This window comes from Sunxiuqinia dokdonensis (assembly GCF_001270965.1).
Classification (GTDB): Bacteria; Bacteroidota; Bacteroidia; order Bacteroidales; family Prolixibacteraceae; genus Sunxiuqinia; species Sunxiuqinia dokdonensis.
The window spans coordinates 59,032-83,659 of the sequence record NZ_LGIA01000024.1 but is presented as its reverse complement, the minus strand read 5'-3'; the positions used below and the strand labels follow the sequence as shown (position 1 = coordinate 83,659).

At 50.0% G+C, this 24,628-nt stretch carries 14 protein-coding genes; 8 read left to right on the top strand and 6 right to left on the bottom strand.

The features are described 5' to 3' along the window. From NC99_RS02740 to NC99_RS02720, 5 genes are all read left to right on the top strand, one after another. Positions 1-8,814, top strand: an 8,814-nt coding sequence (locus NC99_RS02740; RefSeq protein ID WP_053179599.1) for a PKD-like domain-containing protein, incomplete at its 5' end; no start/stop codon positions are given. 434 nt (positions 8,815-9,248) lie between these two features. Further along, positions 9,249-10,403: a hypothetical protein gene (locus tag NC99_RS02735; protein WP_053179597.1), complete on the top strand. Its 1,155-nt coding sequence runs from the start codon at positions 9,249-9,251 to the stop codon at positions 10,401-10,403. A gap of 1,163 nt (positions 10,404-11,566) precedes the next feature. Further along, entirely contained in the window at positions 11,567-12,253 is a 687-nt protein-coding gene (locus tag NC99_RS02730) for a hypothetical protein (RefSeq protein WP_157624390.1), read from the top strand. 226 nt (positions 12,254-12,479) lie between these two features. Beyond that, positions 12,480-14,660, top strand: a complete 2,181-nt coding sequence (locus NC99_RS02725; RefSeq protein ID WP_053179592.1) for an Ig-like domain-containing protein — start codon at positions 12,480-12,482, stop codon at positions 14,658-14,660. Between the two features lie 62 nt (positions 14,661-14,722). Next, a complete protein-coding gene (locus NC99_RS02720; protein ID WP_053179591.1) occupies positions 14,723-15,652 on the top strand; it encodes a PorP/SprF family type IX secretion system membrane protein in 930 nt (309 codons plus the stop codon). Positions 15,653-16,457: 805 nt separating this feature from the next. On the opposite strand, the gene NC99_RS02715 is transcribed toward NC99_RS02720, so the two are convergent. The 3 genes from NC99_RS02715 to NC99_RS02705 are packed head-to-tail and all read right to left on the bottom strand — an operon-like array spanning position 16,458 to position 18,548. Beyond that, the gene (locus NC99_RS02715) at positions 16,458-17,888 is read right to left on the bottom strand and encodes a pyridoxal-dependent decarboxylase (RefSeq protein ID WP_053179589.1); all 1,431 of its coding nucleotides are present in this window, start codon (positions 17,886-17,888) and stop codon (positions 16,458-16,460) included. A gap of 2 nt (positions 17,889-17,890) precedes the next feature. Continuing rightward, positions 17,891-18,169 carry an acylphosphatase gene (locus tag NC99_RS02710; RefSeq protein ID WP_053179588.1) on the bottom strand — a complete coding sequence of 93 codons (279 nt, stop codon included), beginning with the start codon at positions 18,167-18,169 and terminating at the stop codon, positions 17,891-17,893. Then, a complete protein-coding gene (locus tag NC99_RS02705; protein ID WP_053179586.1) occupies positions 18,162-18,548 on the bottom strand; it encodes a hypothetical protein in 387 nt (128 codons plus the stop codon). Before NC99_RS02705 ends, NC99_RS02710 begins: the two co-directional genes overlap by 8 nt. Before the next feature lie 197 nt (positions 18,549-18,745). Between NC99_RS02705 and NC99_RS02700 the strand changes: the two genes are divergently transcribed. After that, complete coding sequence (locus tag NC99_RS02700; protein ID WP_082326268.1) at positions 18,746-18,994, top strand: hypothetical protein; 249 nt, start codon at positions 18,746-18,748, stop codon at positions 18,992-18,994. 66 nt (positions 18,995-19,060) lie between these two features. Here NC99_RS02700 and dprA read toward each other — a convergent pair whose 3' ends face one another. Next, positions 19,061-20,167 (bottom strand): DNA-processing protein DprA, encoded by a 1,107-nt coding sequence (gene dprA / locus NC99_RS02695; protein WP_053179584.1) that lies wholly within the window; start codon positions 20,165-20,167, stop codon positions 19,061-19,063. 33 nt (positions 20,168-20,200) lie between these two features. After that, on the bottom strand, positions 20,201-20,665 hold the full coding sequence (locus NC99_RS02690; RefSeq protein WP_053179582.1) for a hypothetical protein: 465 nt from the start codon (positions 20,663-20,665) through the stop codon (positions 20,201-20,203). 99 nt (positions 20,666-20,764) lie between these two features. Between NC99_RS02690 and aroB the strand changes: the two genes are divergently transcribed. Both aroB and NC99_RS02680 read left to right on the top strand, forming a co-directional pair. Further along, on the top strand, positions 20,765-21,829 hold the full coding sequence (gene aroB / locus NC99_RS02685) for a 3-dehydroquinate synthase (protein ID WP_053179580.1): 1,065 nt from the start codon (positions 20,765-20,767) through the stop codon (positions 21,827-21,829). A 130-nt stretch (positions 21,830-21,959) separates the two neighbouring features. Beyond that, positions 21,960-23,189 (top strand): 3-phosphoshikimate 1-carboxyvinyltransferase, encoded by a 1,230-nt coding sequence (locus tag NC99_RS02680; protein ID WP_053179615.1) that lies wholly within the window; start codon positions 21,960-21,962, stop codon positions 23,187-23,189. A gap of 675 nt (positions 23,190-23,864) precedes the next feature. Here NC99_RS02680 and NC99_RS02675 read toward each other — a convergent pair. After that, complete coding sequence (locus NC99_RS02675) at positions 23,865-24,575, bottom strand: YebC/PmpR family DNA-binding transcriptional regulator (RefSeq protein ID WP_053179578.1); 711 nt, start codon at positions 24,573-24,575, stop codon at positions 23,865-23,867. Between the last annotated feature and the right edge of the window lie 53 nt (positions 24,576-24,628).

The following is a 24,628-nucleotide window of genomic DNA, read 5'->3' as shown; positions in this document are numbered from 1 at the left end:
TTCAACGTAACGGTTACCAACGATGCAACAGGGTGTACCAGCACCTCGGCCCTGACCATCACCGTCAACCCGGATCCTGCTGTCACTGCAGCTAACGATATTCTGTGTGCCGATGAAGCGGCAGGCTTTGATGTAACAGCATACAACGACGCTATTCTCGATGACGGGCAAACCCTGGCCAACTTCAGCTTTAACTGGACAGGAGGCCCTTTGAACATACCTGCGGATGGAGCTGCCTCGGCATCAACCGTATTCAACGTAACGGTTACCAACGATGCAACAGGGTGTACCAGCACCTCGGCCCTGACCATCATCGTCAACCCAATCCCAACCGTTACTGCTCCGTCCAACGAAACCTATTGTATGGGGGAAACAACGCCTGTCATTTCATTGACCGGTTCGCCTGTTGGTGTTGTTTTTGATATTTCTGGCGGAACTACTATTGGATTGGCAGACCAAACCGATGTCGCCGCAATTCCTTCTTTCACCACGGAGAATAACAGCCCAGACCCTGTAACTGCAACCATTACAATTACTCCAAAGGCCAATGGCTGCACCGGCCCTTCAGAAACCTTCACCATTACCGTGAACCCAACGCCTGTACTATCATCGCTCACGGAATCCGTCTGCAGCGGAAGTGTGTTTAGTGGTGCGCCGGCCAGTGATACCGAAAACGTAAATTTCACATGGAGTCGGGCAGCAGTGATCGGAATCAGCAATCCGACAATCGACCCAATCGACCCAAAAACAGGACCAATTAGTGAAATCCTAATCAATACAACCAGCCAAATCGAGACTGTAACCTATGTAGTCAATATGACCGCCAATGGTTGCACCAACACGCAGGAGTTAGCGGTTACGGTCTATCCAGCCCCAACCTTGCTCAGTGATTTAACCCCTTCGGATGTTTGCAGTGGTTCTTCGTTTAACTACACGGCTGTACCGTCTGTAACGGGTACGACCCTGAGTTGGCACCGGCCGGTGGTCGACGGAATTAGCAATCCCGAAGGAAATGGTAGCAATACCAATATCATTTCGGAAACCCTCATCAACACAACCACCGAGACTATTGATGTACCTTACACGTTCATGCTAACTGCCAATGGGTGTACCAACACCCAGATCGTAACCGTGGGGATAAAACCTACCGCTACGGCAGATGCGATTGCCGACCAGGCCTACTGCAAAGGCGATCTTGTTCCGGCAACGGCCCTTTCCGGCCCGGTAAGCGGAACCACCTTCACCTGGACCAATAACAAAACAGCTATCGGATTGTCCGCCAGCGGAACTGGCCCTGTTCCGTCCTTTACCGCAACAAATACAACATCGGCACCCATTACAGCTACCATAACCGTAACGCCCACGGCTAACGGGTGCAGCGGAACGCCGCTTACTTATAAAATTACGGTCAACCCACTGCCAACAGCCACCGTAACGCCATCCGACAATTCGGTTTGTGTTGGAGAAGTGGCCTCAGTCACCTTTACCGGAAGCAACGGAACGGCTCCTTACACCTTTACCTATTCGGTTAACGGAGGCTCGCCACAAACAGAGCAAACTGTTAGCGGAAATAGTGTTACTATTCCGGTTGATACGTCAACCGACGGTAGCTTTACCTACCAATTAATCAGCATACAGGATGCCAGTTCAACGGCTTGTGTGCAATCCCAGACCGGTTCAACCACCATCACTGTAAACCCCCTGCCGACAGCCAGCATATTGGGTGACCAAACCGTTTGCCAAGGAGCTGGTTCGCCGGTCATCACTTTTACCGGCAATAACGGGACGAGACCTTATACGTTTACCTACCTCGATTACGAGGGAGTCGAAAGAACGGTCAGCACGACTTCATCCAGCGATGTGGCAACTGTACCCGTACCCACTTCAACCACCGGTGATTTCGTCTACGAATTGCAACGGGTGAGCGATGCCAATACTTGTGAACAAACCCAAGGTGGAACAGCTACCATAACCGTCAGCCCCTTGCCAACAGCTACGATTACCGCTGATCCGACAGAAGTTTGTCAGGGAGCAGCAGCTCCGGTGATCACTTTTACGGGAAGTGGCGGCCTTGCCCCCTACACCTTTACCTACAAATACAACAATGGAGCAAACCAAACCATCAATTCTGATGCTTCGGGAATTGCGACCATTACTCAGCCAACTTCGGCATCGGGGATATTTAAATATGATTTGGTGTCTGTTGCCGGAGATGACGGTTGTGGGCAAAGCCAGTCCGGTTCGGTTTCGGTTACGGTGAACCCAACGCCTGATGCGATGATTACGACCTCCACAACCGAAGTTTGCCAAAACGAGCCTTCCCCCATTGTTACGCTGACCGGGACAGTGGGAACAGCGCCCTTCACCTTCGAGTACTCGATCAATGGGACTGTACAACCACTTCTGACAACAATTTCGGGAAACAGCCGCGTGGTAAACCCGCCAACAAACACGCCTGGTGATTTCATTTACCGCTTAATTAGCGTGACCGATGCCAGCTCAACCGCTTGCTCCCAACCATTGACCGAGGCGAAAACCATCACCGTGAAGCCCTTGCCAACTGCAACGATTGATGCATCGACAAATTCGGCCTGTCTGAACGGCGCTGAACCCACGGTTACCTTTACCGGTTCGGGAGGCACAGCACCTTATACCTTCGGTTACCGGATAAACGGAGGCGCCATCCAAACCCAAGCAACCACTTCTGGAAACACGCTTAGCTTAAACATACCAACCAACACAACCGGAACCTATGTGTATACCCTGGTATCGGTTGAAAGCGACAATGGTTGCTCAAATCCGCAATCCGACTCGGAAACCATTACGGTTTACTCCTTACCTACGGCTACCATTAGCGGAACGACAACCGTTTGCCAGGGAGATGCCAGCCAAATTAGCTTTACCGGCTTAGGGAGCACAGCCCCCTATACCTTTACCTACACCATCAATGGAGGAGCAGCGGAAACGGTTACAACATCGGGTAACACAGCAACCGTGGTTGCAACGAATTCAACTGACGGAAGTTTTACCTATAACTTAGTAAGTGTGCAGGGAGGAACCGGATGCTCGCAGGAACAAACCGGAAAGAGTGCCACAATTACCGTCAATCCCCTGCCTACGGCAACGATAGCCGCCAGCACCCCTTCGGTTTGCCAGGACGATACGGAACCGGTGATTACCTTTACTGGCAGCGGCGGCACCCGTCCTTACACCTTTACGTACTCGGTGGATGGCGGTGCCAACCAAACGATTGAAACAACGGGCAGCAATGATTTTGTCACGCTCAATGTGCCCACTGACACGCCCGGAACCTACACCTACGAACTGGTGAGTGTGCGCGATGCCAGCTCCACCGCGTGTGAACAAACACAAAGCGATATAGCCGAGGTAACAGTGAACCAAAAGCCCGTGCTGACCAGTACGCTGACTCCAACCGGTATTTGCGGAAATACCCAATTCGTTTACGCCCCTACTGTTGAGCCATCAGGGACGACAATGGACTGGGAAAGGCTTGTTATACCGGGTGTGAAGACATCAGCAAATAGCGGGCAAGACGGGATTGATGAAACCCTGGAACTGGAAGACTGGGTGACCGATCCGATTCCCGTAACGTATACCTACACATTGATCTCCCCCGATGGTTGTACAAACACCCAAGAGGTTGTTGTGATGGTGACCCCGGCCCCGGTATTAACCAATACAGCCTCGCCGGTTTGTAGTGGGTCGATGTTAAATTTTGTACCTGAAAGCAATGTTTCAGGTACAGTTTTTAATTGGTCGCGCCCTGCAGATACCTACAACTCGGCCAATAGCGGTACCGGAAATATTAGCGAACCCTTGTACAACACGTCCTCCAATCCGATCAGTGTTAGATATACCTTTGAGCTAAGTTCCAACGACTGTGTAAATCCCAGTCCACAATACCTGGATGTAACGGTGATGCCAGCCCCGGAGGTTACGGCTTCCGCATCTGAGACGACCATTTGCCCCGGTGAAAGCGTGGATTTATTTTCATCGGCCAATATCGCGGCTGGACTCGACACAGACATCCTAATAGAAGATTTTAACGGAGGAGCAAATGATTGGACAACCAGTGGTGGAGATGAGGCGGCATGGACGCTAAGACCTGATGAGTATGATTATTCATGGGAAGAAAGCCAATGGGTATGGGTAGGCCCTAGACCTTGGGACTGGGAATATCAAACAACAACAGTTCACAACATATTTCATTCAAACGACCATAGCCAATTCTACCTATCCAACAACGATGCTGAAGGAGGAAGTACATCAACCAATTTAATTAGTCCACAGCTCAGTACAGAGGGCTATACAAGTGCTACATTAACCTTCTGGCATCACTTCCGGGAAGGAGACTCTGGAAGAGCCCGAGTCCAGTGGTCACCGACCGGAACCGGAGATTGGACTAGCCTGCAAACCTTTTCAGGCAGTCGTGGTTCTTCTGACAACTTTGAGGAAGTAACAATAAACCTTCCGATTGGAGAACCTTCCATCTATATCCGGTTCAGATATCGGGCAGATGACAATTCATGGTGGGCCATTGATAATGTGACTATAACCGGCGAACCGCAATCGCAAGCTGAAATTTTATGGACCTCAAATACATCCGACTGGACATCTACTGAGGAGAACCCGACCAGCGTAACACCTTCGGAAACCACCACTTACACGGTTACCTATACCGACCCGGATCTCGACTGTCCCGGAACAGCCTACGTAACCGTTAATGTACGTCCCGAACCCGAAGTAGAGATTACAGCAAACTACTGCACCGGCAACGGGAAAATACAGCTTACCGCTACCAGCGGCTTTTCATCCTACCTCTGGAGCACCGGCGAAACCACCCCAAGTATTGAGGTGGACCTGGCCGGGTTCTACGAAGTGACCGTAACTGATGCCAATGGCTGTACCGGATACGGAAATATTACGGTCTCCAATAATTTGGTTGTGAACGGGGATTTTGAAGCTGGGAATACAGGTTTTAGTACAGGTACATATGGCTACCGGGCTGATGTAGGCGGTCAATCAGAACTTAATCCTGAAGGATTGTATGGGGTTGGTCCCAATGCAAATAACTACCACACCAACTTTTGGGGATATGATCATACTTCTGGTAGCGGAAATTTTATGATTGTAAATGGGAACACCAATGCAGGCACTCCAATTTGGGAGCAGACAGTAAATGTAGAGCCAAATACCAGCTATTATTTCTCGGCTTGGGCCATGAGTTTGAATAGTGCAGGCAACGATGCTGTTTTGCAATTTGAAGTAAATGATGAATTTGTTGGTACACCAGGAAGGCTTCCACAAGGTGTAAGCAATAATTCCAACGATGGATGGATAAGGTTTTACAGTGACGTGCTTTGGAACTCCGGGAGCATAAGCGGCCCCATTACCATCCGAATTAAAAATATAGAGCCAGCTGCAGGCGGTAACGACTTCGGTATCGACGATATCTCCTTTGGTACGCTGGATGCTACGCCTTTCACGGCTACGCCTACAGCCAATTCGCCTTGTGAGGGCGAAACCTTGCAGTTAATGGCCAATGTTGGTGGCGGCAATGAACCAATTACCTATGAGTGGACATTTCCGGATGGGTCAACCTCTAACGAAATAAACCCAACCATTTCCAATGTAACACAAGCAGATGCCGGCACCTACACACTGGATTTGGTCGACTACTTCAACTGTCCGATTACAGCACAAGTGGAGGTCACCGTCAACCCGGTGCCAACGGTAACTTCCACAGAAAATACCTCCACGTGCAGCGGCACAGCGTTCGACTTTACCGTACCCGGCATGCCTGCAAGTACGACCTACACCTGGACAGCCCCTGCCGGCAGCGGTTTCACAGGAGGATCGGCCCAGAGCAGCCCGCAAACCTCTGTAAGCCAAACGCTGGTGAATACCACCACATCGCCGGTTACGGCTACTTACCTGGTTACCCCAACGGCAGGTCCGTGCCTCGGGATTACCTTCACCCTCCATGTCCGCATTGACCCGGCAGCCACCGTTGATGCCGGCCAGCCACAACAGGTATGTGCGGGTGGTTCCATCACGCTGGACGGTTCCATTGGCGGAGCGGCCACCGGCGCCACCTGGAGTGCACCAAGCGGAAGCTTCTCCGATGCCAACTCGTTAACGTCAAGCTATACGCCAGCCATTGGCAGCGGAACCGTCACCTTAACCCTGACCACCAACAACCCGGCAGGCGATTGTCCGGCTGTTTCGTCAACGGTTGACATCACGGTAACGGAGCCACCGGTTGCCAGCCTAATCAATCAAACCAATATTTTGTGTAAGGGTGATGCCACCGGATCCATTGATGTAGCCGTTAGCGGAGGTCTGCCCCCCTACACCTATTTCTGGAATACCGGGGCAAGTTCGCAGGACATTTCCAACCTGACTGCCGGAACCTACACCCTGACGGTAACCGATGCCAACGGTTGTACCGACGAGCTTTCGGTGACCATTACCGAACCCGACGAGGCCCTCACAGCGACAATCTCGGATGTGGTAAACGAAACATGCGTGGAAACGGTAAACGGGAAAGCAACGGTAAGCGCCTCGGGCGGCACAGGTACCTATTCCTATTCATGGAATACCTCGCCCGTACAAGACAAACCAACAGCAACCCTGCTGGCCTCGGGCACCTATACCGTAACGGTAACGGACGATAACGGTTGTACCGCAACAGCTGATGTAACGATCACCATTGAAGTGAATACGCCGCCGGAAATCACTCAATGCCCTGCTGCCATTGACATTCCTGCCTGCGCCATTACCAGCGTGGGTGGCCTGGCCTACAGCGAAACGACGGTTGAAATTACCGAGGCCCAATTTACCACAGCAGGCGGAATAGCGACCGACAATTGCGGCATCACCCGCTATTCCTATTCGGATACACAAAGCGGAACCTGCCCGATTGAGGTCATTCGCACCTTTACGGTAGAGGACATGGGCGGCTTGACCGATGTTTGCTCGCAGCGGATTACCTTCTACGACGATACCGCCCCTACCTGGACGACCGCTGCCGGTGCACTGAACCAAACACTTGACTGCGATAACCTAACCGGAATTGCAGCTGCTCAAGCCTTGTTTCCTGAGGCCGATGACAATTGCGACTTGGATTTGACAAACATTGTCAAAGTAAGCAACGGATTTATCCAGGGTAGCTGCCCACAGGCGGGAACTTACACCAACACCTGGACCGTGACAGACGCATGCGGGAATACCAGCGCCGTTTATACCCAAATCATCACCCTGGTTGACAACAGCGCCCCAAGCTGGACAACCAGCGCCGGCAACCTGGATCGGACCATTTCGTGCAACAACGCGGCAGAACTGGCTGCAGCCCAGGCTTTGTACCCCACAGCGGTTGACAATTGCGACGGCAACGTCACCAATATCACAAAATCATCAGGAGCTTTAACCGGAGGCAGTTGTCCGAATACCGGCACCATCACCAATACCTGGACGGTAACTGATGACTGTGGAAATACCAGCACGTTTTATACGCAGGTGATTACCGTTGAAGACACCGAAGCCCCCGTGTGGCAATCGTACGAAGGAGAGCTGGACGAGGTAGTTGAATGCAGTGATGCCGATGGCCTGGCGGCAGCCGCCAGCCGGGAACCGGTTGCCTCTGACGATTGTGGTTTGGATCTATCATCGCTGGATAGAAAGCACACGGTGGCAGCCGGTGATTGCCCTCAATCGAAGATCCATACCATCACCTGGACCATTAGCGACCTGTGCGGGAATACCAGCACCACCTACACCCAAACCATCACCGAAGTGGACCGCACCGCGCCAACCATCGTTTCGCCGGCTTCTACTGCCATTGAATGCAGCGAGTCGGACCACCCGGACGACACGGGATGGCCCTATGTTTATGACAATTGCTCGGCGGATGCGGAAATTAGCCTGGCATACTCCGATGAGCACCTAGCAGGAAGCTGCGAAGGCAGCTACACCATCATCCGCACCTGGACCGCTACCGATGAGTGCGGCAATACGGGCACCAATACGCAAACCATCACGGTTCAGGATGTAACCGCACCGGAGTGGGCTACGCTCCCAACGGCTCTCAACAGATCGGTTTCCTGCGACGATCCGGATGCGCTGACGACAGCACAAGCCCTATTCCCCGTAGCAACCGACAATTGCGACAGCGATGTCAGCAACATCGTGAAAGTCAGCGAAACATTTACCCCGGGCAGCTGCTCCTACACGGGAACCTATACCAACATCTGGCGTGTAACCGACGACTGTGGCAATACGAGCGCCTCTTACAGGCAGACCATTACCGTCACTGATACCGAAGCGCCGGAAATTGGAAATCTGCAAGCGATTACAGCATGTGTTGAAAACATTTGGGAGGCTACCTTCTATGCGCCAACCGTTGATATTACACCAACCCGCCCCGACTGGTACACCTTTGCCAGCGGTGACGAACGGCTGGATCTTGATCTGGAGGATCTCAATGAAGTGGGCGACAATTGTGGAGCCTCGTCAAATTACACCATTCGCTGGCAAATTGACTTTACGCCAACGCCCGACCCGGATGATTTGGAAGCACCCTATACAATGGTGCCTCAAACAAGCATTAGCGGTAATGGACAACCTTCGAATTATAGCAGCGACATTCGCTTCTACGGTGATGGAGTCACCTTTGGCAATGTAACACATACGATCAGCTATTGGGTCAGGGATTGTGCAGGCAATGAGTCTGCTCCGCAAACACGGGAAATTATCATCACGCCAAGGCCCAATGTGATTAAACAAACATATTAAAAGGAGAACAAGCATATGAAATTAAAAGCGAAAAACTTAAACCACTGGCCTATGAGACTAAACGAATGAACCGATCGCTTACCGGAACCGGGAAGGACCTGCTGTTGGGGCGCACACAACCAAGGCATGAGAGCCACCCAGCCGCTTAGGACCCGGCTGAAACCCCAGCAAACTTTCCCCAACCGGTTGCCAAACCGTCAGCCCGCGCAAGCCGGGTAGTCACCCATCCCTTCGGGGACGACTGAATGACTCCTCCTGTTGCATCCACCAAATGGTGATTCACCAGGACCACTATGAAAAAGAACGACAAACTAATATCTAACATCTATTTGTCCAGTATCTAGCATCTAGTATCTAACATCCAGAATCAAGGATCTAGCATCTGGCAGTCAATTAACACTTTAAAACAATTAGTATTCACATTAAAATTTTACATGATGAAAAAGCAAATTTTATTTCTAACGTTTATGGTACTGGCGGTTTTGGCTGGTATAACTAAATCGTTTGGGCAAAATCTGACCACTGCTCCAACAGGTTGTCCTACTCCGAAAGCTATTGATGCAACTTGTGTAAGTTCAGGTCCGTTAAACCCGATTGCAGGAACAACTTACGAATATACTGTATCCGTAAGTGACCCAGGAAATACAACCATTAATTGGTTTGTAACTACAAATGCCAACTTCATAACTAACGGTATACTTACAACCGATATTGAAGCAATAGGTGGTGATTTCATAACTGCTGCGGGTACAACTCCAACTTATGCTGCTTATAATAATGCTGCAAACACAGAAGAAACAATTGATATTACCTGGAAATCATTTGATCCATCAACCGATGTATTCTTGGTCACTTATGCAGAGACTGCCACCGGTTGTACGGATAATGTTCAGGTTTACAAGATTGTTCCAGTACACGCATTTACACTTGACATGGTTGCTTTGGGTACTGATGGCGTTCTTAATACAAACAGAGAAGACTGTGTTTCAAAAGTACAAGGTGCTGCATGGGATGCCACAGCTGGTGAAGTAGTAATGGATTACGGCGTAAACTACATCTATTTTGCCGTAACTGCAGCTAACTTCTCACATTCTTGGTTGCCTACTTTCCAAGTTGAAAGCGATATGGTCGCTGCCGGAGGAAACACCATGGCTGTTGACTGGGCTTACCCCACTGACGCTGTATCTGGAACCTGGAATTCGACAACAGCCGGAAGCGGCGATTTTACCTCTAATATTTTTACTGCTGACGATGCAGTGCTTCCAAGTGGTGGCGCGGCAGGTGTAGATGCTTCTGGGGAATGTATCATTGTGCGTTTAACTGTTGACCACAACAAAAATGAGACACTTGCGGCTATCAATATCGATTTTGCTGTCGATGGTATCATGTATGACCCTTCTACAAGTGCTTATGCGACGGCCGATTTAGGTGATCTTCATACGACAGATGGTCCAGATGCAGGCACGGCTGATGATTGCCCTTGGGTTGATGGATATGCGAATGATGTTCTTGACTATACATTGACTCCAAGACCTACCGTGACAGATGGAACAGCTCCCGCAGGAGACGATTTCTTACCTAAAAACTAAGGAATAAATTAATTGCTTTTTCATCCCACCTATTCCCGATCCCCTAATGGGGTCGGGAGCGGGTTCGGGGAAGTTGAGAAAGCGAGCGTGAGAATGAGAGAGGGTGAGTGAGAGAGCGTGAGATGTTGAGAGCGGGTGAGATGAAAGTCGAGCATCGTTCGCAGTATTGAGCTCTGTGTTCTCCCGTTACCGGGACAAGTACTGTAGTTGAACAGAAACGTTGACAGGTCTAGCGACGCTGTCAAGTTTGAAGAACAGGATTTGATCGACGGGTCAGCGTGTGAAGCTTTCCGATTGACCGGAACAAGCTTCTGAAAGCGTCAAGAAGGCACGAGTAGTCCTTTGTGGAACTCTGTGAATCACTCTGTGTTCTCTGTGGTTGAATTTTGAGAATGTGAGACGATGAGAGCGCGAGAATCTGCGACAGAAGAGCGTCCCGATTGCTCGGGAAGACTTGGAATTTGGAATTTGAATCCGGCAGCTGCCGGATGAAACTTGGAATTTGAAAAGATGAAGAACCCATGCGAATGAGCATATCAGAAGCGAAGATCCCCCCGTGGGATGTTGGGGCTTCGAACAAGCACGGGCCACCGGTAGCCAGGCCGCCGAGCGTTTGGCAAAATACCCGGGGTGAGCCGCGCACATGCGATCCGGTTCGTAATCGAGCACCGGCCCGCCTTCAAGCGCCCGCCACGCACCTGTTCTGGAATTTGGTGATCAGGCCTCCGAGCCTGCAATGGGAAAGCTATGTCCGGCCCCCAACAGAAAGCCGCCCAGCCAGGCTGGTATTACGCGGCAACAACTATTGGGATAGCGACCGGCCACCTGACAAGGGTATGTGCCAAAGTCGCCAACGGATTCAGTCCTTTAGACTCCGAACGGGAGCGGTACGGGGAAGAGAGAGGGTGAGCGTGAGAGGGTGAGAAGGCGCGAAGTGAGGATATTTCCTCTGTGGAACGCTGTGAAAAAACTCTGTGTTCTCCGTGGTTAAGTTCGAGAGGGGGAGAAGATGGGAACGTGAGAGGGAGAGAACCGATAACTGGCAACTTTAAACTCGAAACCGATAACTATAAATTGTATCAATGAAATAAACAAGTAAGAGAAATGAGCAACTGTAAACTCGAAACCCGAAACTGTAAACTGACAACTGACAACTGATTGATGTGAAACGATTGATATACCATATAATCCGTCTGGCGCTGGCAATTTTGCTGGTGATGTTGACTGTGGCTTTTGCTGCGGCCCAGATGCGTACGGTATATCAGGGAGAAACCATTGAGCTTAGCGTGGTTCAGGAAGGAAATGATACCTATACCTGGGACATCTATAACAACCCGGGTGTGAACTTTGCCACGGTGGATGGCAATGCCCTGCCCGATGAAGCGGAATTTGTAGGCGGCAACACGGGAGCAACGGTGAGCGTGCGTTGGCTGAAAGCCGGCATCTATTTCTACCGGGTGCTGGCGGTGGATGAGGAAGGCTGTACCAACAACCTGAAAGTGGGTAGGCTCGAAGTATTGGAGAATTTGCCCACCGCTGAACTGGCGATTTATCCGGGTGAGATTTGCATCAGCGATCCGGCCATTATCACTGTCACCTTAACCGGACAGCCGGCCTGGAGCTTTACGCTCGAAGCCGTTGGCGAAGATGGGGTGATTGAACAGATAGCGTACACGGTAGACGCGGAGGAGAATCCGAAGGAGATTCATGTTTATCCTTCTCAAACCACGACCTACCGGATTATAAACTTGAAAGACCGCTATGGTGAAAACCTGGACGCTTCGGAAGACATCGAGCTGACGGTTCACCCGATACCTGTGAACTCAAGGATTTATCAGGTGGAGAATTAAAAGAGCGAAGGCATGAAGGTGAGAAGATGGGACTGGGAGAGAGTGTGAGTGTGAGAAGATGAGATTGTGAGAACCGACAATTGATAACTGATAACTGACAACTGATAACAGTAATAAGAAATAACCAATGACGAATATTCAATAATCAATATCGAATGAAGAAAAGAGAAACCATGCGTGCAAAACCTGAAACTCGAAACGCGTAACTCGAAACTCGTAACTAAACATGAACAGGCTAAAAACCATACTGCTGATGACTTTACTGGCGGTGACCTTGGGGGTTGCTGCACAGGAAAGCTATGTCATTGATGAAGTATGTGTTGGTGCCGAACGCACTTACCGGATTGATGGAGAGGAAGGCTCCACCTGGGTATGGAAACTGGAAGCTTCTGACGGTACCGAAATCATTCTGGACAACCCAACAGGCACTGATTTCACCGATACAGATACGGATGGCGACCCCGTATTTGGCAGCGAGATCAGTATCACTTGGAATGTGTTGCCGGGAACCTATAGCATCTCTACCGAACAAACCAGCTTGTTTGGCTGTATCAACCATGAGTTAGGCGAAATAGAAGTATTTCCGGTTCCGATTGCCGATGCCGGAAGTGATTACACGATTTGTTCCGGTGATAGCGTATTGCTGGGTACCGCTACGGCCAGCGACTACAGCAGCCTGTTGTGGACCACGAACGGTGATGGCCACTTCAACGACCCCAGCCTGCTCCACCCAATCTACATTCCCGGAGGTCAGGAAGTACAAGGCGAATCCATCAGCTTGACCCTCACCGCCTACGGCCTGTCGGACGGTTCAGGATGCGCACCGGCCATATCTTCACTCACGATCACGATTCTGCCCGAAAATCAACCACCGGTCGCTACAAACGACGTGGCCATTACCGAGCACACCCGAACGGTTGACATCCCGGTATTGGACAACGATAGCGATCCCCAAGGCAACCTGGACGGTACGTCGCTGGTGGTGATTTCGGAGCCATCACACGGCACCTGGCTGGTGAACGACGACTATACGATTACCTACATTCCGGAGGCGGGTTATGTGGGAACCGACCAGTTTACTTACCAGATTTTTGACACTGATCCGTGTGAGGTGATGTCAGACCAGGCCGTGGTGACCATCACGATTCTGAAACCCAACCAGGCGCCCATTGCCACCGATGATTTCTTTGTGAACGGCTGCTTCACCATTTTTGGTGATCTGCTGAACAACGATTCCGATCCGGATGGCGACGCCCTGCAGATCGACACCACACCCACGCTGGAGGCACAGCATGGAACGGTGACCCTGTACGAAGACGGAACCTTCCAGTATGAATACGTGCGTGGCTCGGCCTTCGTCGATAGCTTTAGCTACCGGGTGTGCGATGTGAACCTGTTCTCACTTTGTGACGAAGCCATGGTGTACATCACCATTTTTGAAGATTCGGACTGTGATGGCGTGCCCAACGAGATTGATATCGACAAAGACAACGATGGTATTGTGGATTGGGTGGAAGGCGACGACAGCGTCGATACGGATGGTGACGGTATTCCGGACTACCTGGATATTGATGCCGACAATGATGGTATCCCCGACAACATCGAAGGACAAACCACCGGCGGCTACATTGCACCTTGGGGTGTGGATAACAACAACAATGGGCTGGACGATGCCTATGAGCAAGGTGGCCGCCTGGGAATTCGTCCGGTTGACACTGACGACGATGGCCTGGCAGACTTCCAGGATACCGATTCGGACAATGACGGTGTACCGGATTATATCGAAGGTTATGACATTGGTGCCAAAGGGATTGCGGAAATCAGTCCGGAGTATTCTGATATTGATGGTGACGGATTGGATGACGCGTACGACAATTTCTTCGGAGGATTCAATCCCGACAACCTGGATAATCCGTTTGGATCGAACCCGCACTTGCAGGACTTCGATGGTGACGGTATTCCTGACTGGCGTGATACGGATGATGATGCCGACGGCATTCCAACATTCTATGAGGATTACAACAACAACAATGTTTATTTCGACGATGATATGGACCAGGATGGGCATCCAGACTATTTGGATATTCAGGGGGATTGTACCATGTTTATCCCCGAAGGTTTCTCTCCAAACGGAGATGGCATTCATGATTTCTTCCAGATCTATTGTATCGACAATTATCCGAATGCCACCTTGTTGATCTTTGACCGGTGGGGCAAGAAGTTGTATGAGCACGAAAAATATGGCAACCTCGATTTCTGGGGAAGCTTTGAAAAAGCCTGGTGGGACGGAAGCCGCACCAACGACGGATCAGCAAGTCTTGACCGGCTACCGCCCGGAAACTACCTGTATGTCCTGGTCCGGGGCGATGGCAACCGGGACAGTGGAGCAGTCATGCTTTCTTATTAAAAATGATTAATATCGCAACGAAGATGAAACGACGCAGAACGACACATAAAACAAACTTTGGCATGAGGGGAATTTTGATCCTGATCATGCTGGGTGGACTGTGGTGTTTCCCTTCGTTTGGCCAGTCCGATCCGATCTTCACCCAATACATGAACAGCGTGCAAACCGTGAACCCAGCTTATGCCGGCATGTGGGACAAGGTAGGCGTGCAAGTCTTCACTCGTCAATATTATGTGGGGCACGACCGGGCGCCGCTCACCAAGTCGGCGGTGTTCTACTCTCCAATAAAAAACGAAAACAACGGTGTTGGGCTCGACATTATTGATGATCGCCTGGCCTACGAAAAGAAGCTGACCATCACAGGCGACTATGCCTTTCAGGTTCGGCTGGACTGGAAGACCTGGCTACGTTTCGGATTAAAGGCGGGGTTTATCAATTACAGCAACGAACTGACGCAGTACAAACTTTACCCCGATGGCATTGAGGACCCCATGTTTATGGAAGATGTGGAAATCAAGATGATGCCGACGGCAGGTATTGGCGCCATGGTCTATACCAAAGACTATTTTATCAGCTTATCGATCCCACAACTGATTGCCAACAATTTTGAGACGAACCGGACCAACTATTCATCACTGGCCGAACTGCAATATGCCTACCTCATTGGTGGCTACTTGTTTGGCACACAACGCCAGGTCAGGTTTAAACCAACCTTTATGCTGAAGGGAGCCATTGGCGCGCCCCTGCAGCTGGATCTGTCGGCCAACTTTATGCTTTACGATAAGTTTTGGATTGGTGCCATTTATCGGTCAACCCACACGGTGGCAGCCGTGTTGCAGCTGGAGGTCATGAAATTTGTGAAGATGGGCTACGCATTCGATTATTCGCTGGCACAGGAGTTTAGCAAGTACCACCTCGGAACCCACGAAGTTCGGGTGGTTTATGAGTTTGACTTTTACCGGCGTTCGTACACCCGGAAACGATACTTCTAGCATTTTTTTAGGACCATTTAAAGATGCCGGAAACAGAAGCTGACCCACGGGTTGGCTTCTGTCTTTTTGAATTTGAACCACGAAGAGCACAGAGTTATTAACCACGAAGAGCACCAGGCGTGGGATACTTCATCTTCTGCGTTTATTGAATATTTAGTTATCGGTTGTCGGTTATCAGTTGTCAGTGACTGGCTACTTACAGCTTGTGGCTTGCGACCGCAGGGAGTCCCGATCGTTCGGGACAGCTTCCTGCCCACTGTGACTGTTTACTGCGACTGTTATCTCACGTTCCCATCTTCTCCCCCTCTCGAACTTAACCACAGAGAACACAGAGTTTTTTCACAGCGTTACACAAAAGAAATATCTTCACTGCGCATGCGCTCTCCTCTTCCTTGTATATTCATTATTTGGTTATCAGTTGTCAGTTTTCAGTTGCTTGCGACCGCAGGGAGTCCCGATTGCCCGGATTTTGGAATTTGTCCGCCAGCTGGCGGATTGGAATTTCAGCCCTTATCGCTTGCAGCTTTCTTGTGCTGACAACATCCCACCTGCCTAATCAATATACCCAACCACCTCCCTCCCGGTAAACCGGGAGTACTCCTCCTTAAGAAAAGGAGGAGAATTTTGGTCAGTGACATTTCGCTTCCTATTAACTCCAAACCCACGAGCAGTGAGCCCTTTTCTCCTCCTTAGAAAAAGGAGTACCCGAGCAACACGAAGGGGCGGTCGTTTGATTTTGGAATTTGAAACCTGTCCGCCAGCTGGCGGATTGGAATTTCAGCCCATATCGCTTGCAGCTTTCTGTCTACTTCATCTCAGCCGTTTCCTGTATCAGGCGCCAGGCATTTTCAACATGGTGCCGCTTGGTTTGTGTTTGTCCGATACTCATGCGAAGCCAAAACTGTCCGTTTAAAACCGTGTGGGTCAAAAAGAGCTTGCCGCTTTTGTTGAGCGTGTCCATCAGTTTTTTATTGAATGCATCATCGCTTTTGTGGCGGAAACAAACCAGGTTGAACGGCGGTTGGTTGAGCAATTCGAAGTCTGGTGATTGATCCACCCAGCCGGCGAACTCCTGCGCCAAACGAATATGCTCGCTGATGTGATACTGCAAACCCTCAACACCATAATACCGAATGACAAACCAAAGTTTCAGGGCCCGGAACCGCCGGCCCAGTTGCACATGCCAGTCGCGGTAATCAATCACAGCACCTTTCTCGGTGGCCTCATTTTTCAGGTATTCGGGCAAAATGCTGAGTGTTTTAATCAAAACAGCTTTGTCCTTCACATAAAAACAGTCGCAGTCAAAATTGGTAAACAGCCATTTGTGCGGGTTGAAAGCATAACTTTTGGCCAGTTCCAGTCCGTCAAAGTAGTTACGGTACTCCGGACACACGGCTGCCGAGCCCGACATGGCCGCATCCACATGCAGCCAAATGTCGTAGCGACGGCAGATTTCGCCAATGGCCCGAACCGGATCAACCGCATTGGACGAAGTGGTGCCAATGGTAGCGCAGGCAAAAAACGGAATGTACCCTTCGTCCAGGTCTTTTTTGATCTGCTGCTCCATCTTCTCTGGAATCATGGCCAAATGCTCATCCACATCAATCACCCGCAAGTTTCGCTGTCCAATGCCTACGATTTTAATGCCTTTTTCTACGGAAGAGTGTGTCTGCGACGAGACGTAGGCCACAATCTTGGGGCAGCCGCCGAGCTTGTTGGTTTCGAAATTGGTTTTCATTTCGCGGGCACACAGCAAGGCTGTCATCAGCGCGTTGGACGCCGTGTCCTGAATCACCCCCCCACCCTGGTTGGTGGTCTTAAACTGCTGAGGCAATCCCATCATATCCACCAGCCAGTCCATCACGTGGCTTTCCAGCTCGGTGCAGGCGGGGCTGGTTGCCCACAGCATGCCTTGTACGCCGAGGCCAGCCGAAAGCAGCTCGCCCAAAATGGATGGCCCGGAAGTGTTGGACTGGAAATACGCAAAGAAATTGGGCGACTGCCAGTGGGTAATTCCGGGAAGGATGAATTGATCCACATCCCGCATCATCGCATCAAAACTTTCACCCTGCCCGGGAGCGTTGGCCGGCAGGTTTTTACGAATGTCGCCGGGACTGACTTGCGATAAAACGGGGTAATTTTCTACTTGCTCGTAATAGTCGGCGATCCAGTCTATGAGTTTTTTGCCCTGCTCGCGAAACTGCTCAGGGCTCATGTGGTAATCTTGTTTTGTCATGGTTAATATCGAATCGTAAAATCGCTGAAATCTGCGCTGGGTTGTACTTGACTTTGGCTTAATTGGTTGGTTCGGCTGTAGCCGTTCCCTATTTTTAGGTAATCGATGAAACAGTTGATGTCTTGCTCTTCACCTTCGGCTTCGATCTCCACTTTTCCGTTGGGCAGGTTTTTCACCCATCCGGTCAGTTGGCACTCCCTGGCTTTTTGTTGCACAAAATACCGGAATCCAACGCCCTGAACTCGTCCGGAAAGCAGCATATGCCGGGCGGTTTTAGCCATGGTTTATGGGTTCGTTCATGGGCCGTTTGCGAAACTCGGCCACCACCTCGGGCTGCACAAGCGCCCAAATGGAATAAACGCCAACGGCCGTGCCAATCGGAAAGTTAAAAACATGGAGCACGGATATAATCAGCACCAGGATGCGGGCCCATTCTTTTCGTTTCAATAAGCCAATGCCGCCAATAATTCCGGGGACGGCCAGGATGACAAAGACCGTGGCGAGGACGTTGGCGATAATGGACAAAACCATATTGGCCTCCGGCTCATCGGTAAAATCTCCAACCAAATGAAGAACGGCATAAACTAAGAGGGCGAAAAGTATTCCGAAAACGCTGAAGCCAATTTGAATGGCCGCAACAATATTGATGTGTTTTTGCATGATATGAATTTTTGCTTAAAATTAGAAAGAATGTTTGAAACTGGCGCTCGATTTGGCCCCTATATATAGCGAATTGGAATCATTCTTAATAACGATTCAACAAGATGATTTTTTGACTGTTTACAATAGTAGGTAAATCATGGCGGGGCCTTTACTTTTTTAAGTATTTTTGCCGCTGTTAAAGAAAGGAGCATACGATGGAATTTTTTTTGGTTTTAGGAGTAGCCATTGCGTTGGTAGCACTTGCTTTTGTAGCGTTGTCGATCCGGGTATTGCTGGAAAAGAAAGGGAAATTTCCAAATCTTCATATTGGAAGTAACAAGCATATGAAACAGCGTGGGATCACCTGCGCCCAGACCTTCGATAAAATAGAGCAGGCCAAAGTGAAACGGCAACTCAGCTTTAAAGAACTATCCTTGATTGACGACGTTGAAGGGGGCTGTTGATTGAAGGATTGAAGAACTGAGGGGATGGACGGTGATGATTCGTCTTAGCTTTCGGGACCAATTGTTTTAGCTAAGCTTGTACATTTTTCCAGGGAGGCTGGCCACCAAACCTTTAAATTCGAGGCCAAGCAAGACGGAAGACAGTTTTCCAACGGGCATGTTCACCTGCGACGAAAGCTGGTCAATATACATGTCCTGTCCGTTCAGCGTATCAACCACGCGTTGTTCTTCCGCATTCAGCTCGACAAACAGTTGTTTTTGGATTCTTGATGGCTTGTCAATATTTTGCTGCCAGGCCATGGCGTATTCCAAATCGTACAGGTTTTCAATCATCGACGCTTTGTTCGATTTAATCAGTTGGTTGCATCCTTTGGAGTACGAGTCGGAGCTGCGCCCGGGAAGGGCAAACACATCCCGGTTGTACGAATCGGCAATGTCGGCCGTCACCAGCGACCCCCCTTTTTCAGCCGACTCCACGATGATGGTCGCGTCAGCCAGTCCGGCAATGATCCGGTTGCGCCGCAAAAAGTTGGTGCGGTCGATCACTGTTTCGCTCACAAAGTCGGTCACCAGCCCTCCGTTTTCCAACATCTTATCGGCCACCGAACGGTGCATGCTGGGGTAAACCTGTTCGAGCCCGTGCGCCACCACGCCAATCGTAGGAACACCGTGCTTCAGGCAAGCTTTGTGCGCGGCGATGTCAATGCCGTAGGCCAGTCCGCTCACCACCGTATAACCGCCGCGTTGTGCCATTTCTTGCACCAGCGAATCGCAAAAGTCGCGTCCATAGCCGGTGGCTTTTCGCGTTCCCACCATCGACACAATTTTTTCGGCCTTGAAGTTGATCGCGCCTTTCCAGTACAACACCAAAGGCGCATCAACACAGCGTTTTAGGCGAACCGGGTAATGATCGTCCCAATAAAAGGCGGTCTGGATTTCGTTCTTCCGAATAAAACGCACTTCTTCTTCGGCACGCTCGAGTACGTCACTTTCCAGAATTTTTTGTGCAGTAATGGCACCAATATTCGGCACCTGGGTTAACAGTTTTTTGCTGGCGGCAAATATTTCCCTGATCCCGCCAAGCGATGTCATCAACCGTTTGGCGTTGGCGCAGCCAATCCCGGGAATCAGCGACAGGGCGATTTGGTATTTGAGTTGTTCGGCGTCAGTCATGGATGGGGAATTTGCTCCTTGAAGGCAGGCGACCTACTGATGGAGTTGTCTTTTTTCAGGGAGCATTCCGGCCAGATCCTCCCGAATGGCCTGAATCTGATCGCTACTCAGGGCTGCCAGGCTCACTTCCGGATATTCGGCAATGCCTTCCCGCGTTTTGATTTCGACATGCAATTCATGAAACAGAAACGATCGCTCCACCTGCGCCTTAAAAAGCCTTTTTTTGTTGAATTCGATGGAGCTGTATTCTTTCCCGAAGAAGGAAACAATGGGGTAATAGCGGATTTGCAAGATGTCGCCATCCGACTGGTAATGCACGTAGTTTAAGCCCATAAACTGAAATCCGAAGATAAACAGCAAAAAGACACCGCCGTTGATCAGGGCCACCATATCCATTTCTTTCCAAACAAAAAACAAGATGGGAAGTAGCAACAAAACGGCTATTAGAAAAAAACCTCTTTTGATGGTGCGCGATCGTTTTTGGTTAGAAATTTCCATAGTTTTTTAATGAATCGTAAATAATCAGGCCATTTGACGAATGATTTTATCGGGCTGAGAAAATAGATTAACTTTGCCTTCTTCAAAATTAACACACGCATGGCATCATCAAAAATACACTCAAATATTATCTTTTCCCAAAAGGTGGCGGATGAACTCGAAAAAATCGTCCGGCAATTTCCTGCCGGGAAAGTATTTTTACTGACGGAAGAAACGCCCAAGCGACTTTGCCTGCCCCTGATCGAAACGGTCATCGCGCGCTATCAAATCAAACAAACCAGCATTGCGGGCGGCGAAACCAACAAATCCATCCGCTCGGTGGAGCAGGTTTGGGAGTTCTTGTCAAAAAATGGTGCAGACCGCAAGTCGCTCCTCATCAACATTGGTGGTGGCATGCTCACCGACCTCGGGGGCTTTGTCGCTTCAACCTTTAAGCGGGGAATGGCTTTTGTCAACATTCCAACGACTTTACTGGCGCAGGTGGATGCTTCGCTGGGTGGAAAAACGGGCATCAACTTCAACGGATTGAAAAATGAGATTGGCGTGTTCAATGAGCCGGATGCGGTGATTATCAACACGAACTTTTTAAAGACCATCGACCACGATAATTTTCTTTCGGGCTATGCTGAAATGCTGAAGCATGGGCTGATTAAAGATCCGGCCCACTGGGACGAGCTGATGAGCTATGATTTGGGCGACATCGATTACGAAGGTCTGGAAGAAATCATCGCACACTCGGTGGCCGTAAAAGACTGGCATGTGCAAAACGACCTGACCGAGAAGAACATCCGCAAAGCGCTAAACTTTGGGCACACCGTGGGGCATGCGTTCGAGAGTTATGCCTTGCACAGCGGGCGCCCCATTTTGCATGGGTTTGCGGTGGTGTACGGCATGATTGTGGAGCTGTACCTGTCGGCCAAGCGATGCGGCTTTTCGCAGGACCAGTTGAGCGAAATCAGTGCTTGGTTGCTGGGCGTGTACGGCAAGTTTGAAATTGAAAAGTCGGACTACGAAGCCCTTTACGAACTCATGACGCATGACAAAAAGAACGAAGGCAGCCGCATCAACTTCACCTTGATAACCAAAATAGGCGAGGTGGCGATCAACGAGGACTGTCCGAAGGAGTTAATTTTTGAAGCGCTTGATTATTACGCCAAACTGTAATCCGCCAACTGGCGGACCAAATTCCAAAATCCAAATTCCAAAATGCAAGTTTCAAGTTCCAATCGGCCAGCTGTTGTGCAAACCCGAAACTCAAAACTCGAAACTCAAAACTGAAAACTTTCAACTGACCATGAAATACCGTCTTTCCAAATCAGATAAAATCATCAGGGGGAGCATCGATCTTCCTTCATCGAAAAGTATTGCCAACCGCGCGCTGATTATTCATGCGCTGAGTTACAGCCCTTATCCGCTCAAGAACCTGTCGTCGAGCGACGATATTGACGTGATGCAGCAGGTACTGACTTCGAACACCAACCAATTCGATATTGGCCATGCGGGAACCGCCATGCGCTTTCTGACGGCTTTTCTTTCGCAGATTGTCGGGCAGTGGGTGATTACCGGTTCGGAACGAATGAAGCAGCGACCCATTCATGTGTTGGTGGATGCCTTGAATGCGCTGGGTGCCAAAATCGAGTACATGGAAAAGGAAGGTTTTCCGCCATTGAAAATCTGGGGTTCGCACCTGAAAGGCCAGGTGCTGGAGCTGGATGGCAGCGTGAGCAGCCAGTACATTTCGGCTTTATTGATGATTGCCCCGGTGATTGAAGGCGGCCTGACCCTTCGCCTGAAAAACAAAGTGACTTCGCGCCCCTACATCGAGCTCACGCTGAAGCTGATGAAGCAGTTTGGTGTTCGGTCGGTTTGGAAAGGCAACGAAATCAGGGTGGACGAACAAGCCTACCAGGCACGCGAGTTTACGGTGGAAGCCGACTGGACCGGCGCTTCGTATTGGTATCAGCTGGCCGCTTTGGCCAACGAGGCTGAGATTGAACTGAAAAACCTGCGCCTGATGAGTTTGCAGGGCGACTGCGAAATTGCCAGTTGGTTCAAAGCCTTTGGCGTGGATAGCAAAGCCACCCCCGACAGCGTGATCATCACCAAGTCGGCCGATATCCAACCGAAGCATTTGCAGCTCAACTTCATTGAAAACCCCGACGTAGCGCAAACCATGGCCGTGTTGTGTGTATTGAAAAAAGTACCGTTTCACTTTACCGGATTGGAAACGCTGAAAATTAAGGAAACCGACCGCATTGCCGCTTTGCAAAACGAGCTGGCCAAGTTTGGTGCCGACATTAAAGAACCCAAACATGGCGAACTGCAATGGGATGGCACATTCACACTTCCGAAAGACGAACTTCCCTGCATGGCCACCTACCACGATCATCGCATGGCACTGGCCTTCGCTCCGGCCGCGCTCTTTCAGCCCATCGAAATTGATGATCCGGAAGTGGTGACCAAATCGTACCCCCATTATTACGAGCATTTAAAGCAGGTTGGTTTTGAAATTGTACCGGCTTAAACTAGTTTTTCTGAACCACAGAAAACACAAGTTTTCTTTATACACGAAGAAAAAACGAAAGAACGGAGCAATTGTCATCTACTTGCCTGTTTCTTAAATGCCTGACCCACCCCTGCCCTGCCTGAAGATTAGGGAGGGAGACAGGGTGGGTCAACGCAAGTCAACAATCCGCCTTAATCACTCATCCATCGTCAGTATCTGGAAACCTGAAACTGTAAACTGAGACTGGACACTGCGACTATTTCACCAGGGCCTGTTTCGATTCTCCGCTTCGCTCCGGGGAACGCGTCAATAAATGACGACTCGACTTCTTGCTGGGGAACTCGTGTACAAACGTACAAAGCTCCACTTCTCGCTGGGGAAGCCGTGTACAAACGTACAAAGCTCCACTTCTTGCTGGGGAAGGCGTGTACGGACGTACAAAGCTCGACTTCTCTCTGGGGAACGCGTGTACAAACAAACAAAGCTCAACTTCTCTCTGGGGAACGCGTGTACAAACAAACAAAGCTCAACTTCTTGCTGGGGAACTCGTGTACAAACGTATAAAGCTCCACTTCTCGCTGGGGAAGCCGTGTACGGACGTACAAGTCGTTCTATTCGCCTGGAAATAAAAAAGCCGCAACCCAAAGGCTGCGGCTTACCAATTTTACCAATCAATCGTATCACCCGAAACCGTCAGGCAATGTTGGTGAAAACCTGCTGAACATCGTCGTCTTCTTCAATTTTGTCCAGTAGTTTTTCAATATCTTCCAATTGTTCTTCGCTAAACTCAACGGCCGAGGTCGGAATGCGCTGCAAGCTCGACTTTTTCACCTCTATTTTCAGCTCTTCCAAGGCATGCGAAAGGGTTCCAAAGCTGGTGTAATCGCCGTAAACATAAACCGTATCTTCATTTTGCTCCACCTCTTCCAGTCCGGCATCAATCAGTTCCAGTTGTAATTCTTCCAGGTCCATGCCTTCGTAGGCTTCAAACTGAAACACCGCCTTACGGTCGAACATAAATTCGAGCGATCCGGTGGGCACCAGTCCCCCACCCGCCTTGTTGAAATAAGATTTGATATTGGCTACCGTGCGTGTGGTGTTATCGGTGGCGCATTCCACAAAAATCAACACCCCGTGCGGGCCTTTTCCCTCGTAGTTCACTTCGGTGTAGTCGCTGGCATCCTTGCCTGCCGCACGTTTAATGGCCGCGTCAATGTTGTCTTTGGGCATGTTTTGCGCTTTGGCGTTTTGAATGGCCGTGCGCAATTTGGCATTCATGTCCGGGTCCTGGCCACCTTCTTTGGCCGCCATGGTAATGGCTCGTGATAACTTTGGAAAAATTCGGGACATGTGCCCCCAGCGCTTTTCCTTGGCTGCTCTCCGGTATTCAAATGCTCTACCCACAGTGGTTTATTTTTTGTGTGAATGATTTTTTTCTTCGACTGCAAAAATAAAAA